This is a genomic window from Stieleria sedimenti (assembly GCF_025060895.1).
Lineage (GTDB): Bacteria > Planctomycetota > Planctomycetia > Pirellulales > Pirellulaceae > Stieleria > Stieleria sedimenti.
This window is the reverse complement of sequence record NZ_JANZKV010000015.1, coordinates 1-13,667: the sequence shown is the minus strand read 5'-3', so window position 1 is coordinate 13,667 and position 13,667 is coordinate 1. Positions and strand designations below refer to the sequence as shown.

At 59.3% G+C, this 13,667-nt stretch carries 12 protein-coding genes; 5 read left to right on the top strand and 7 right to left on the bottom strand.

Going from position 1 to position 13,667, the window contains the following annotated elements; translation table 11 throughout:
* Nucleotides 1-192: 192 nt before the first annotated feature.
* From NZK35_RS02720 to recA, 6 genes are all read right to left on the bottom strand, one after another.
* The gene (locus NZK35_RS02720; RefSeq protein ID WP_259631063.1) at nucleotides 193-1,890 is read right to left on the bottom strand and encodes a hypothetical protein; all 1,698 of its coding nucleotides are present in this window, start codon (nucleotides 1,888-1,890) and stop codon (nucleotides 193-195) included.
* Nucleotides 1,887-2,627 (bottom strand): hypothetical protein, encoded by a 741-nt coding sequence (locus NZK35_RS02715; RefSeq protein ID WP_259631062.1) that lies wholly within the window; start codon nucleotides 2,625-2,627, stop codon nucleotides 1,887-1,889. Before NZK35_RS02715 ends, NZK35_RS02720 begins: the two co-directional genes overlap by 4 nt.
* Before the next feature lie 215 nt (nucleotides 2,628-2,842).
* On the bottom strand, nucleotides 2,843-3,124 hold the full coding sequence (locus NZK35_RS02710) for a DUF971 domain-containing protein (RefSeq protein WP_259631111.1): 282 nt from the start codon (nucleotides 3,122-3,124) through the stop codon (nucleotides 2,843-2,845).
* A gap of 50 nt (nucleotides 3,125-3,174) precedes the next feature.
* Nucleotides 3,175-4,611 (bottom strand): sulfatase-like hydrolase/transferase, encoded by a 1,437-nt coding sequence (locus tag NZK35_RS02705; protein ID WP_259631061.1) that lies wholly within the window; start codon nucleotides 4,609-4,611, stop codon nucleotides 3,175-3,177.
* Nucleotides 4,611-5,186: a DJ-1/PfpI family protein gene (locus tag NZK35_RS02700; protein ID WP_259631060.1), complete on the bottom strand. Its 576-nt coding sequence runs from the start codon at nucleotides 5,184-5,186 to the stop codon at nucleotides 4,611-4,613. The genes NZK35_RS02705 and NZK35_RS02700 overlap by 1 nt, the downstream gene beginning before the upstream one ends.
* Nucleotides 5,187-5,348: 162 nt before the next feature.
* Nucleotides 5,349-6,470, bottom strand: a complete 1,122-nt coding sequence (gene recA, locus NZK35_RS02695) for a recombinase RecA (protein WP_259631059.1) — start codon at nucleotides 6,468-6,470, stop codon at nucleotides 5,349-5,351.
* 502 nt (nucleotides 6,471-6,972) lie between these two features.
* Here recA and NZK35_RS02690 point away from each other — a divergent pair.
* Nucleotides 6,973-8,934: an ATP-dependent DNA helicase gene (locus NZK35_RS02690; RefSeq protein WP_259631110.1), complete on the top strand. Its 1,962-nt coding sequence runs from the start codon at nucleotides 6,973-6,975 to the stop codon at nucleotides 8,932-8,934.
* A 208-nt stretch (nucleotides 8,935-9,142) separates the two neighbouring features.
* Here NZK35_RS02690 and rpsT read toward each other — a convergent pair whose 3' ends face one another.
* Complete coding sequence (gene rpsT / locus NZK35_RS02685) at nucleotides 9,143-9,406, bottom strand: 30S ribosomal protein S20 (protein WP_259631058.1); 264 nt, start codon at nucleotides 9,404-9,406, stop codon at nucleotides 9,143-9,145.
* A 247-nt stretch (nucleotides 9,407-9,653) separates the two neighbouring features.
* On the opposite strand from rpsT, the gene cobA reads away from it, so the two are divergent.
* The 4 genes from cobA to NZK35_RS02665 all read left to right on the top strand — a co-directional run bounded on the left by cobA (nucleotide 9,654) and on the right by NZK35_RS02665 (nucleotide 13,560).
* Nucleotides 9,654-11,147 (top strand): uroporphyrinogen-III C-methyltransferase, encoded by a 1,494-nt coding sequence (gene cobA / locus NZK35_RS02680; RefSeq protein ID WP_259631057.1) that lies wholly within the window; start codon nucleotides 9,654-9,656, stop codon nucleotides 11,145-11,147.
* Complete coding sequence (locus NZK35_RS02675) at nucleotides 11,144-11,461, top strand: carboxymuconolactone decarboxylase family protein (protein WP_259631056.1); 318 nt, start codon at nucleotides 11,144-11,146, stop codon at nucleotides 11,459-11,461. Before cobA ends, NZK35_RS02675 begins: the two co-directional genes overlap by 4 nt.
* 306 nt (nucleotides 11,462-11,767) lie before the next feature.
* Entirely contained in the window at nucleotides 11,768-12,358 is a 591-nt protein-coding gene (gene mobA / locus NZK35_RS02670) for a molybdenum cofactor guanylyltransferase (protein WP_259631055.1), read from the top strand.
* Complete coding sequence (locus tag NZK35_RS02665; protein WP_259631054.1) at nucleotides 12,355-13,560, top strand: molybdopterin molybdotransferase MoeA; 1,206 nt, start codon at nucleotides 12,355-12,357, stop codon at nucleotides 13,558-13,560. Before mobA ends, NZK35_RS02665 begins: the two co-directional genes overlap by 4 nt.
* Nucleotides 13,561-13,667 lie beyond the last annotated feature (107 nt).

Sequence of the window (13,667 nt, the reverse complement as noted above, 5' to 3'; positions counted from 1 at the left end):
TCATGGAGCGGAAAAGAGGTCAGGTACGTATGGCACGGGCATCCGTAACAACGGATTCAGCAACCGTTGGTGTCTAGCTGAGAGGCGATTCCCGGTCGCTGCGACGCAGCGACAGTGGGCTAACGCCTGCACACCCACACGCTTGCCCGTGCCGTTGGGGTCACGCACGCCAAGTTTAACAGTTGACGAGGCTTAGGGCGTCGGGATTTCCATCCAAATGGGTTTGTCCGCCGGCAGCGAAACCGTCACGCGTACCTTGGTGACCGCCGGGCCGCCGGGGATGCCGATTTCCGTTCCGGGATACACCGTCCCGCTGCGAATCTCCGCGGTCACCGGTCGGGGCGAGGAATCGGTTTGCGTCGCCGGCTCCGTGTGCGGAATCAGCCAGACCTGGCGGATCGGCAGACCCTGGTAACGCCATGTAGCGGGCACATCCGCCGGATAGTTGAAGTTCCAGAAGTTGGCGACATCGGTCGTCAGTGCCAAACGGCGGAACACCTCGCCGTCGGACAAATTTTCAGCGAGGGGCAGTCGAGCCTCGGGAATCGTTTGCCAATTTGTCGTCAGTGCGTCCTCGGGGGACAGCGATTGCAACGCAACCGGTTGAAGCTGTTCGCCTCGTGTTGAATTCGGACCATCATTGTCGGTTTCCGCCAACAACTCCACGGTTCGCCATTGAAAACGTGCGTCAAAGGTTGTCACAAACTGAGCCGCTTTCAGTGGAACGCTCCCTTCGCCCGGATGCGGACGCAAGCCAACTCGATCGGGAAAGCGTGCATCAAAAATCACTTCCAGGACCAACCTTGCGCCTGACGGAAAGGCCGGATAATGAACGAACAGACGCATCGTGTTACCATCATCGGAGATTCGACCTTGCCGTCGACTCGCTTGCGGAGTGCGCGCCTGGTTCGGACTCTGCAGTGAATCCGTCACGATCAGCTTCGGTCTGTCTGCCGTTGCTCCGACGCTGTCAAAAACCACTTCAGGCCGTTCGGCCTGGGAGGATTCGGCACGCACCGGACGGACGGAAATCGCGTTCAATACTTGCAGCCAGCGGACATTTTGCCCGTCCAAGACGGCTCGATAGGACGGATGGATCTCCAGCAAGCCGTTCCAACCATTGGCATTGTTCAACAACCGCATTCCCTGGCGATGACCCCAGGAATGCATGAAGGGACCGTCGTGCGGTGTAACGAACCGCTGTGGCGTTTCGGGTTGATACCCTTTCGGCACGATGGACAGCATGTTGCCTTTGGCATCATATTCCGGCGGCAGAGAATGCAACCTGAATTTGCCGGCGGGATGGACTTCCGCGTAGCGCATCTGACGTAACACGAGGGGCTTGTCCAGGTGAAATGCCTCTGCCGTCGGAGCACCTTTGCCGTTGCTGCTGCTACCGGATGTATTAATCCAATCCGGTGGATGCGTTTTGACGATCGCTTCGGTGTCGTCGACGAACACCTGCGTGACATATTCCTGATCGGCGTTTTGGGAGTGTTTCAAATGGATGGTGTGGACGCCCGTCGGCAACTCATAGGACTGAAACGTTTCAGGATCGCCCATCGAGTGGATTCCTTCGGTCGCCAATCGAAGTTCCATTTCTGCATCGGCGGGCAGATAGTACTTCCAACCGTGAATGTTGTGCCAAATCCCGGGCAGGCTTCGGAAGCACAACTTTTGATCATCAATGATCGACAGATTCGTCGTCAACGCACGCATCTGATCGACGCTGTTCCGCAACACCGGTATCTCACGCACGGCAAAGTAGGTCGGCAGCCAGGCGGCAACCATCAAGGTCAGCAACATCAAATCCAGCAGACTGAACCGCAATCTTCGCCGTCGCGGCAAGGGCGTGGTGGCATTGGTCGCTGAAACCGGCTCGTCCGTCACCGTTGAACCTCCGGCATTTGGTCCGTCTTGCCCTCTGCCCATTGCTCAAACGCCTCGCGCCGATCGAATTCCATCAAGTAGGTGACGATCCCCGGGTAGAGCGTCGGTTGACCCTCTTGTGGCTCAATCGGCTCCCGGCCCCGCAGACGCAGCAAACAAATCGGTTCATCGACCGAGAATGACTGGGACGGTGTCTGAGCCGTCACGGCCGTCTCAACGACCAGTTCATCCAACGAATCAACCGGCAGATCGTCCGGCAACGCTGATGAACTGGATGACCCGCCCAGAGCCCGACTGAAGATCCAACCCGTTTCCTGCTTGATGAGCGCGATCGTCAGTACGGTTTCAACAGGATCTTGATTTTTACTACTCGAGCTACGGTCACTTCCACCGACGCTTCGTGGCGAGTCTGCCGCAATCGCACGTCGCCCCGTAATCAGACACGGTCCATAGCCGGCCGGCAAATAAATTCGGTACTTCCACACGTGTGCGGCCTCCACGCCGGGAGGAATTTCGTCCGGTCCGACAGGGACGCGACTGACATGCACACGTTTGGGATCGGTTACCTCCAATAACCCGACGTCCTCAGCCAACTGCGCCCGCTGCCGACGCAGATCGAACAACCGTCGGTTGAAGTAAATCGAGCTGGCGATGCCAATCGCTGCGGCCAGCACAATCAACCAAGTGAGCGGACGACGAGGTCGCGAACGCAATGGCAACGCAGTGACTCCCATCATTCTGGTATCCCTCTCTCGCGTCCCAGCGGCCTGACCGGACAGGGTGACTGAGTGGAGAGGTAGGAAGATTTTGGAGGTAAGAAAACTAGTTCAATCGAATGGACGGTGCGTTCCATCATTTTCTTACCTGTTTCTAACCAACCCATTTCTTGACCAACCCACTTGCGCGGTTCCGCTAAAACGGCAACTGATTCGTAGCCGTTCCCTTAGCCGTTTCACGCCCCGAGTTCGCGAAGCATCGTCAAGGGGTACAGGCCTGAGGAATGACCGTCGCTGAAGGCGATATTGTAGGCGTACGAACCGACCGGACGCATCGACGTGATCGTCAACGGGCGGGCTTCTTCGGCTTTCAAGACCGGCAACATGAGTGACTTCGATGGCCCGTCGTCGGCTGACTGATCGGCGCGCTTTTTCTCCCGGCACGTCGCGCATGGACAAGCCGTCCGCAGCTGGCTGGCGGTCAATCGCGACACTCTGCCGTCGCTCCACGTGATCACGATTGCTGTCTCGCCATCGCGTGCAATTGATTCGGGAAGAATATCCAAAGTCACTGGTTCCCAGTCTGAGTGCCCGACGCGATGCTCCTTTCCGGACGCCACCACGCATCCAGTTTTGTTCGCAAGTCGTCGAGCGTTGTTTGATAGGTCGGATCGGCTGCCAAATTGTTCTGCTCGTTCGGGTCGTCGGCAAGATGGTACAGTTGGGGCGAGTCGCCGTAATGACCCCAAGCCTTCCCCTTGCTCGTGTGCGGAAGGATCAATTTGTGGTCACCGTCACGGATCCAACGGTACGCGATGTCTGTCGACGGATTGCCCAACACGCTGGCATCGCCTGGATAGATTTCGCCAAACACCGGCTCCGATTTCATCGAAGCCGTCTGACCGGTCGCCAGCGGCCAAAGACTACGGCCGCTGATCGCTCCGGGGATCGGAACCGAACAGGCCTGCAAAATCGTCGGCACAATGTCGACGCTGCTGCACAGCATGTCCTGGGTCGATGATCGAGTCTTTCCGGATTGGTGCAGCAGGATCGGAGTGCGCAATCCGTCTTCAAAGGGCGACCGCTTGCTGCGATGCGTGTAGTTGTAACCCAACCCGTCCCGCATCGGTTGCGTCGGATCGGGTCGAAAACCGTTGTCGACGACAAACACGTACAACGTCGTTCGGGTTGACGGCTGCGTCGCGACCTTCTCGATCAATTCACCCACCGTTTGATCAAACTGGCTGCAAGCGGCGTAGTAGGCACGTTCATGATCGGGGATCGATTCATCGTAAAGATTGAAGAACCGTTTCGGACTGTCGTGCGGCAGATGCGGCAAAAAGGGTGCGTACCAGATGAAGAACGGATCGGTGCCGACATCGCCTAAAAACTGGTCGATGGGCTGCATCGTTTCGCGCCCGATCGCCAAACCGGCATCGCCGTTGCCGTGTGCCACCCATTGCCCGTTGGCCAGCTGTTTGTTGCCGTGCCGCGCTCCGGCCACGGGTTTGGACGTCGTCATCCCCTCGGTAAAGCCGGCGTTCTTCCAATGACCCTCCCAGTACTTTCCGGTCTGTAAACATCGATACCCTGTTGCGGCGAGCAGCCTGGGCAGCGTGTCGACGTTTCGGATCATCACCGAGGCGGCGTCCCTGGCCGCTTCGTACTGATCGCGGTCGTACGTTTTGGTCAGCTTGGAAAACCCCGGCGGCGGATGGTTGAAATGAACGCCATGCTCGTGCGGGTACAAACCGGTCAGCAACGTCACCAACGAAGGCCGACAGACACTGGAGGGAACGTAGCCGTTGATGAAACGGGCCGATCGCGCCGCCAACGCATCCAAATGCGGCGTTTGAACGACGGCGTTACCCATGAAGCCGAAGTCGGAAAACGCCTGGTCGTCTGAAATGATCATCACGACATTCGGACGATCCTCCCCGCGGGCGACGACGCCGAGGTTCACGATCAGAACCAGGACCCAGCTGACACGTCTGACGGCGAACATCAGACGTCAACCGGCTGTCGCGCCTTTTCCAGCAATTCGATCCAGGGACCGATGTAGTGACCGTTGTCGTGAAAGGTTCGCCCGCTGACCAGATTGCCGTCGACCACACAGGGCTCATCGACAAACGTCCCGCCGCAGACTTCCAGATCGAACTTGCATTTGCCCACCGTGGCCATTCGCCGTCCGCGAACACAATCGGCGTACGCGGGGATCTCCACGCCGTGGCAAACACTGGCGATCGGTTTGTTGTGCTCAAAGAAGTGCTTGGTCACCCGCACCAGGTCTTCGTCGTAACGAATGTACTCCGGTGCCCGCCCGCCGCTGAACAGGATCCCCAAGTAGTCATCGGGATCAATTTCCGAAAACGCGACGTCGGCTTGCAGCGTGTAGCCTTCCCATTCCTTGGTGATCGTCCAACCGGGTTTGATTTCGTGCATCACCATCTGATAGAGCCGTTTTTCCGGCGCGGCGACGACCGGTTGGAACCCGGCTTCGATCAGTCGGTAGTACGGGTACATCGTATCGAGCGTTTCGCTCGCATCGCCGATGATGATCAAGACTTTGGGTTGGCTCATGGTGGGATCGGTGGGGAAAGAGGAAGGTGAGGGCGGGCGGCGAAATCAACCGCGTAGGGCATGCCGTGCATGCCGATGGGCCGTCAGGCACAGCCTAACCTACGCATGTCTGCCGTGTAGGGCATGCTGTGCATGCCGATGAGCCGTCAGGCACAGCCTGACTTACGAATTGGCGACTTCTTCGCCGGCTTCGACGTCCAGCTCGGAGGCGTCGTCGATCATCGGTGCTTCGTCCACCGGAGGACCGAATCCGCCGGCTACCATCACCTTCTGTCTGATCTCTTCGGCCACGTCGGTGTTCTCGATCAAGAAGTTGCGTGCCTTCTCCTTGCCCTGACCCAAGTACGTTTCACCGTACTTGAACCAAGCACCGCTGCGGTTGACGACTTTGTGGGTCGTTCCCAGGTCCAGCAGGTCGCCTTCGTAGCTGATGCCGTTGTTGTGCATCATGTCGAATTCGGCGATGCGGAACGGAGGTGCGACCTTGTTCTTGACGATCTTGGCTTTGACCCGCTGGCCGACTTGCTCTTCGCCGTCTTTGAGTGCGCCGATGCGACGGACATCGATCCGGCAAGAACTGTAGAACTTCAGCGCCCGTCCGCCCGGTGTCGTCTCAGGGCTGCCAAACATCACGCCGACCTTTTCCCGAATCTGGTTGATGAAGATCACCGCGCACTTGCTCTTGGCGATCGCACCGGTCAACTTTCGCATCGCTTGACTCATCAATCGAGCTTGCAAACCGACGTGGCTGTCACCGATCTCTCCCTCCAGTTCTTTCTTGGGAACCAGGGCCGCGACCGAGTCGATCACGATCGTGTCGACGGCGTTGCTCTTGATCAGCATCTCACAAATCTGCATCGCCTCTTCGCCACTGCCCGGCTGGCTGACCAACAGCGTGTCCAATTCGACACCCAGCTTCTTCGCCCAGCTGGGGTCAAACGCGTGTTCGGCATCGATGATCGCCGCGATCCCACCTTGCTTTTGGGCTTCGGCACACACATGCAGCGCCAACGTCGTCTTACCACTGGATTCCGGACCGAAAATTTCGATGATCCGGCCACGTGGAATCCCCTGTCCACCGAGGGCCATGTCCAGCGACAAACTGCCCGTCGGAATGCCTTCGATGTCTAAACGCGTCGACGCACCCAACGGCATGATCGATCCTTCGCCGAACGATTTTTCGATCTGCTGAAGGGTCGTCGCCAAGCCCGGCTCGCGCTCCAAAACGGCTTTCAAATTCGGATCCACCTTGGGACCCTTTGCAGCTGCTTTCTTCTTTGCCATGTTTAATTCCTTCTGATTCCAGAGTGGAAAAGTCCGACGAGTGGAAAAGCCCACACGCCACTCCGCTCGACCGGACCCCCCGGAGCGGTTCGCGACGCCACCAGAAACTTAACCGCGGGCGCCGCCTGTCACAACCAAACCGACGTGGAAAACCCGTCGGTGACATCCGATTTATCGCCGCCGCAAAGACACCTCTGGTCATTCGCAACGGTCCGCCGAAATCTTCCGCGGACCGATTCACTGTACGTCTTTTCTGTACGCCCCCGTACAGAACCCCCGATCCGACCAGTTTGCTAGCAAATGGGGGTCCCCGTGGCAGTGCGGTGGGATCGCCTCGGCCAGTGGATCTCGATGCGACCGAGTTCCGCTTTATGGTCTCCGCCCGTATGTTAGTTGAGTAGTGACACCCGACCGCTTGCCCCACTCACGTGGCCCTCGATTGACCGAAGACGAACTGACAGTCGATTCGATTCTCGGCGTCCAGGGGCGTATCGCGGCCAGGATGCCGAATTACGAGCCCCGTGAGCAGCAGTTGCAGATGGCCAACGCCGTCGCCAAGGCACTGCAAACGGGTCAGCACCTGGTCGCCGAGGCGGGCACGGGCACCGGAAAGAGCTTTGCCTATCTGGTGCCGGCCGTGTTGCACGCGACCGGCGAGCCGATCATCAAAACCTCCGACGAAAAGACGCGCCGCCCCCGCGTCTTGATTTCGACACACACGATCAGTCTGCAAGAGCAACTGATTGCCAAAGACGTTCCGTTGCTCAACAGCGTCATTCCGCGCGAGTTTTCCAGCGTGCTGGTCAAGGGGCGGAGCAATTATCTTTCCAAGCGACGGCTGGAGCGCACACTGGGCAAAATGACTTCGCTGCTGGGGTCCGACATCCAGTACCAACAACTTCGCCACACCCAGAAATGGGCGGCCGAATCGAGCGACGGCAGCTTGGCGTCGATGCCGTTCAAACCCGACCGCGAAGTCTGGGACGAAATCGTCAGCGACACCGGCAATTGTCTGAGAAAGAAGTGCGACCACTTCAAAGACTGTTTCTACTTTCGGGCCCGTCGCCGAGCCACCAACGCGCAGTTGTTGATCGTCAATCACGCATTGTTCTTCAGCGACCTCGCCCTCCGCAACGAAGGTGTGGCATTGTTGCCCGACTACGACGCGGTGATTTTGGACGAATGCCACACTGCCGAAGCCGTCGCGGGCGAACACTTGGGGCTGCGATTGACCAGCGGGCAATTCACGTTTCTGTTTGATCGGCTGTACAACGACCGCAAACAGAAAGGATTGTTGGTCGAGAAAGATCTGCGCGGGCTGCAGCAAGAAGTCGACCGGCTGCGATTTGCCCACAGCACGTTTTTTGCCGACATCCTGGATTGGCGGCGCGATCACGCGCCCGGCAACGGTCGCGTCGCCGCACCCGACGTGGTCCGCAACTCGCTTTCCAAACCGATGAAGGAGCTGGCGTTGAAATTATTGACCCAGGCTCAAGGGCAGAAAGAAGAGTCGGATCGCATGGATTTCGAATCCTCGCACGACCGTCTGATGTTGTTGAGCTCTTCGCTCGATCGCTGGCTGAAACAGGAAGACGAGGACACCGTTTTCTGGGTCGAAGCCACGCCTACCCGGAGCGGCATGGACCGGGTGCAGCTCTCTTCGTCACCGATCGACGTGGGATCGGCATTGCGCGAGTGTCTGTTTCAAAGCAAGATGATCCGCAGCGTGGTGATGACCAGCGCGACGATCGCATCGGGCAACGACGACAAGTTCAAGTTCTTTCGCTCTCGCGTCGGGCTCACCGGTGGCATGTCGGTCCGCGTCGGCAGCCCCTTTGATTATCCCAAACAATCACAGATCGTCGTCGTCCGCGATCTGCCCGATCCGTCCAAAGAGCGCGACGCGTTTGAACGCGCGTTGCCGGACCAGATCAAACGCTTTGTCGAACATTCCGGCGGCCGTGCGTTTGTGTTGTTCACCAGCTACGGATTGCTCAAGCAATGCGCCAGCCGGTTGAGCAGTTGGCTGGCGTCGGAGAATCTCTCGCTGTACACCCAAGGCGGCGATCAAAGCCGCTCGCAGATGGTCGAGGCGTTCAAGAAGAGCCCCGGCGTGCTGTTCGGCACGGACAGTTTTTGGCAGGGCGTGGATGTCCCCGGTGATGCGTTGACCAACGTGATCATCACCAAGTTGCCGTTTGCCGTTCCCGACCATCCACTGCTCGAAGCACGACTCGATGCGATTCGAAAGAGCGGCGGCAATCCCTTCACGGACTATCAGTTGCCCGAAGCCGCGATCAAATTTCGTCAAGGCGTCGGCCGCTTGATCCGCACCCGATCCGATCGCGGCATGGTGGTCGTGCTCGACCCCCGCGTTTGTACCAAACGCTACGGCAAGCTGTTCCTCGAATCGTTGCCGGACCAACCGGTGCACTTCGTCTCCAAAGTGCCACGAAAACGATAGTGGCGTACGCTTCCAGCTTGCGCTCGTCAACCTTGTTCCCAGGCTCCGGCCTACGCCGTGAACGACTCTTCAGCGGTAGGGCGCGAGCCCTCCGGTGTGTTGGCAAAGAAGCGGAACCGGAGGGCTTGCGCCCTGCCGCTAAAACCTCGTCAAACACAGGACATAAATCGTTCACGGCGTAGGGCTCCGCCTTGGAACGAGAGAAAAACTACGCGACCGACTTGACCAGCTTACTCAATCGGCTCTTGCTGCGAGCGGCTGCGTTCTTGTGAATCAAGTTCTTCGCAGCGGCTTGATCGAGTCGCTTGGTGGCGACACGAAACTCCGATTGAGCCGTTTCGCTGTCGCCCGCCGCGACGGCTTCGCGGACGCGACGAAGCTGCGTGCGCATCCGGCTGCGGAGGGTACGGTTGTGTTGGCGTCGCTTGTCGTTTTGACGGAGCCGTTTCTTGGCACTCGCTGTGTTTGGCATTTCGTTACGTAATGGTTGCCGGAAAATGTTCGTTTCAGGGGACGATCGGCCGAGAGTCCAGTTCGTACTTCTTGGCTGACAGTTGGCGCACTCGCCGCCCATGGGCTTGATTTCGCCCAATTTGAGGGCCGCGTAGTATGGCGATGCCTGGTCTCGCTGTCCAGAGTCAACTTGGAACTCTGTTTTGTGGCCCGATCACGGCAGTCCGGGACTACGAAAAACCCGCCCATTACGCTCAATTATCCGCATGAAACCAATTGTTTATCTGATCGGTGCCGGCCCTGGCGACCCGGAACTGCTGACCCTCCGGGGGGCTCGATGTCTGCGGGGGGCTGACGTCGTGCTCTACGACGGCTTGAGCAACGCCGAAATTCTGGCGTTGGCGCCTGCTGCCGAGCACATTTGCGTGGGAAAACACGGGCAATCGCGGATCTGGCGGCAAGACGAAATCATCCAGGAAATGCTGCGTCACGCGGCCTTGGGAAAGACGGTCGCTCGACTCAAAGGCGGCGATCCGGCCGTGTTTGCCCGCACCTCCGAAGAGGTCGACGCCTTGAATCAGGCCGGCATCGCCTTCGAAATCGTCCCCGGCATCACCGCCGCGCTGGCCGCCGGGTCCTACGCCGGCATCCCGATCACCGACCGAAAATTGGCCTCCGCCGTCGCCTTGGTCACCGGTCACGAACAACCCGGAAAGAGCGAATCGGCGCTGGATTGGGACGCCTTGGCCCGATTTCCCGGCACCCTGGTGATCTACATGGGTGTGACGACGGCAAAGGTTTGGACCGACGCGTTGATCACCGCCGGTAAAGACCCCGCGACCCCGACCGCCCTCGTCCGACGCTGCAGTTTGCCCGATCAGACCACCCTCCACTGCCGGCTCGATGAAGTCGCCCAGCGGCTCACCCCCGCGAGCAACTTTCGCCCGCCGGTGATTGCGATCGTCGGTGCCGTCACGACACTGGCCGATTCGATGCGATGGGCCCAGCATCGGCCGCTGCACGGTCAAACCATCCTGGTTACGCGGCCGGCGGATCAGGCCGACGTGCTCGCCGATGCGATCCGTGACTTGGGCGGCTATCCCCTGATCGCCCCCGCAATCGCCGTCAAACCGATCGAAGACTTCACCGCGCTGGACCATTCGATCGAAAATCTCGGCCACACCGATCTGCTGATTTTTTGCAGTGCCAACGGCGTGGAACATTACTTTCGCCGCCTGCACGAATTGCAATACGACGCCCGTCGGCTGGCCGGGGTCTCCGTCGCCGTGATTGGCAAAAAGACAGGACTGAAGTTGTTGGAACAGGGCATCCGCACCGATATCTTACCGGAGGACTATCGGGCCGCGTCCTTGGTGGACCAGTTGCAATCCACGGCGGCGGGTCAGTCGATCACGATCATCCGCGCCAGCCGTGGCAGCGACGAACTGCCGAGCAAACTGAAAGACGCCGGAGCCGAGGTGCACGAAGTCGTCGCCTATCAAAATGTCGACGTCGACTCCGCCGATCCGTCGATCCTCGAGGCGATGGACGATGGAAAGATCGATTGGGTCACCGTGACCAGCAGCGCGACGGCAATCAACCTGTCTCGTTTGTACGGCGATCGGTTGAAACAAGTCCGACTCGCCGCGATCTCACCCGTCACTGCCGCCGCCTTGGAAGAACGGGGCCTGACCGTTCATGCCGTCGCGAATCCCTTTACCCTCGAAGCACTCCTCAACGAGATCGTTCAACAATCATGATTCCGAAACCCTACAAGAAAATGCACTCGGACTATCCCGACCTGATGCAATCCTATGAGGCATTCGGGAAGGCCGCCAAAGAAGCCGGTCCGCTGTCGGCCCGCGAGGTCGCCCTGGTCAAGCTGGCGATTTCACTGGGCGCCGGACTGGAAGGTGCCGCCCATTCGCATTGCCGCAAAGCGCTCGAAGCCGGCTGCACGCCCGATGACCTGCGGCACGTCGCAGTCGTCTCCGCCCCGACGATCGGTTTCCCCACCATGATGCGAGCCAAGTCCTGGGTCGAAGACGTGATCGACAAGCAAAGCGCGTCGTGAACACCCCCGTTGTCGCGTCCTACCCGGTGTGCACCAAGTCAAGAAATAACCCTCCCGTACAAGTTATCGAGTCACCTTCCTGGCAGGAGGGTCGAGCGAAGCGAGGGGAGGTCGAACGGTGAATCGCGGCGTTCACTTCACTCTTGCTGGGCGACCCAAGCACCAACGCAAACCCTCTCCTCGCTACGCTCGACTCTCCCAGGGGGAGAGTGACAAAACCCTATCATATCAACGACTAAAAAACCGCTCGACCTCTGTGCGGGAGGGTGATTTCACATCCTCGATGCACCACTTCGCTTGCTGCCCATGCCGCTCCACGCTCCCAAACTGCTCGGCGTCGTCCTTTGCGGCGGCGCGTCCAAACGCATGGGACGCGACAAAGCGGCGTTGACGACGCGACAAGGGCAAACGTTTCTTGACCACGCCTGCCGTCGACTGCAAGCACACTGCCAAACCGTCTGCGTTTCCTCGTCTCCAGAACGTGACATTGACGTTCAACGCATCCCCGACCCGCCCGATTCCCACGGTCCGATCTCCGGCATCCATGCGTCGTTATCCTTCGCGGTGGAACACGGCTTCGATGCCTGCGTCTTCACTCCGGTCGACACGCCCTCTCTCACATCCACTGATCTGCAAACGCTGATCGATGTTTACGCCAACCATCGCGAACAAGTCGTGTGCGCCGTTTCGGATCAAACGGGCGGGCACATCGAACCATTGATTGCGATTTATCCCGTCACGCTTGTCGACATCATCGGTACGTCGATCGATGCTGGACAATACAGCCCACGACGACTGCTGCGATCATTGCCGATCATCACCGTCCCACTTTCGGCGGCATCTTGCCACAACATCAACACGCCTTCCGATCTCAACCTCCATCCACCCAAGCCATGAAACAGCCTTTTCAATACTCCGACCCGGACGCGGCGATCGCGGCCTTGGCCGAGCGACTGTCGGTCGTTGGCGAAACCGAGCCGGTCGCCGAACCCGTCGGGCGAATCATCGCGGAATCCATCGTGGCCGATCGTGACAGTCCGGCGGCGGATGTCTCGGCGATGGATGGCTACGCGATCCGGATGTCCGATTTGCAATCCGACTCGGTGGTTCCGGTCAGCGGGATCAGCCAAGCCGGAGCCGCACCGCCAGCGATGGTCGAGGGGCAAGTCGTACGCATCTTCACCGGCGCGATCATTCCCGACGGTTGCCAGGCCGTGGTCAAACGCGAAGACACCGAGGAACTTGACGCATCGATTCGCTTCTTGCCGGCGGCGATCGAATCGACGGTCTCCGGAAGCCACATTCGACGCCGCGGTGAAAACGCACCGGCCGGCTCAAACGTCTTGGACATCGGGACCGAAGTCACACCGGCCGTCGTCGCAGCATTGGCGAACTTTGGCTGCACAACGCCAGTCTGTTACCGCCGCGTCAAAGTCGCCGTGCTGACGACCGGTGATGAAGTCGTCGATCCGGCGACGCCAGCACTGGAACCTTGGCAATTGCGAAACAGCAATCGCGCCGCCGTTGAAGCGATGCTTGGCCAGTACCCGTCGGCGATCTTGGAAATCGTCGAACACGTCAAGGACGATCGTGATTCGTTGCGGCAATCGCTCGACGCCGCGATTGCCGCTTGCGACGTGGTGGTCCTGACCGGCGGCGTGTCGATGGGGGACTACGACTACGTGCCCGACACGATCGAGCATCTCGGCGCCGAGATCGTCTTTCACGGGCTGCCGATCCGCCCCGGCAAACCGATTTTGGGAGCCGCGACGAAGGACGGCAAACTTGTTCTCGGGCTACCCGGCAATCCGGTCAGTGCCACGATCAACTGCCACCGCTTCTTGATGCCCTTGCTGCGCCGCATCGCCGGCAAACCATCATGGCCGGACAAGCCATCGATGGTGACACTCGTCCAGCCGCCCAAAAAAGCGATTCCACTGCACACCATGTTGCTGGTACGGATGACGGACACCGGTGCTGCCGAACTCGTCTCCGCCAAGGGATCCGGCGACCTCGTCGCGCTCGGCCGCAGCGACGGCTACGTCGCCGTCCCGCCGATGACCACGACGACCGGCCCCTGGCCGATGTTTCGTTGGTGAGTCAATCGTTTGCACGACGTGATCAAGCGTCTCGCGAACCGCCGATCGAACAAGAGTACCGTGATGCTGAGTAAGAGGACGGATTTCAGGCCCGGAGCGACGGTCTT

Bases quoted from the DNA above. Each gene is read 5' to 3' on its own strand.
- recA (WP_259631059.1), bottom strand. From the start codon at position 6,470: ATGGCAAAGAAGAAAGCAGCTGCAAAGGGTCCCAAGGTGGATCCGAAT.
- NZK35_RS02690 (WP_259631110.1), top strand. From the start codon at position 6,973: ATGCCGAATTACGAGCCCCGTGAGCAGCAGTTGCAGATGGCCAACGCC.
- rpsT (WP_259631058.1), bottom strand. From the start codon at position 9,406: ATGCCAAACACAGCGAGTGCCAAGAAACGGCTCCGTCAAAACGACAAG.
- NZK35_RS02705 (WP_259631061.1), bottom strand. From the start codon at position 4,611: ATGTTCGCCGTCAGACGTGTCAGCTGGGTCCTGGTTCTGATCGTGAAC.
- mobA (WP_259631055.1), top strand. From the start codon at position 11,768: ATGCCGCTCCACGCTCCCAAACTGCTCGGCGTCGTCCTTTGCGGCGGC.
- NZK35_RS02675 (WP_259631056.1), top strand. From the start codon at position 11,144: ATGATTCCGAAACCCTACAAGAAAATGCACTCGGACTATCCCGACCTG.
- NZK35_RS02700 (WP_259631060.1), bottom strand. From the start codon at position 5,186: ATGAGCCAACCCAAAGTCTTGATCATCATCGGCGATGCGAGCGAAACG.
- cobA (WP_259631057.1), top strand. From the start codon at position 9,654: ATGAAACCAATTGTTTATCTGATCGGTGCCGGCCCTGGCGACCCGGAA.
- NZK35_RS02715 (WP_259631062.1), bottom strand. From the start codon at position 2,627: ATGATGGGAGTCACTGCGTTGCCATTGCGTTCGCGACCTCGTCGTCCG.
- NZK35_RS02665 (WP_259631054.1), top strand. From the start codon at position 12,355: ATGAAACAGCCTTTTCAATACTCCGACCCGGACGCGGCGATCGCGGCC.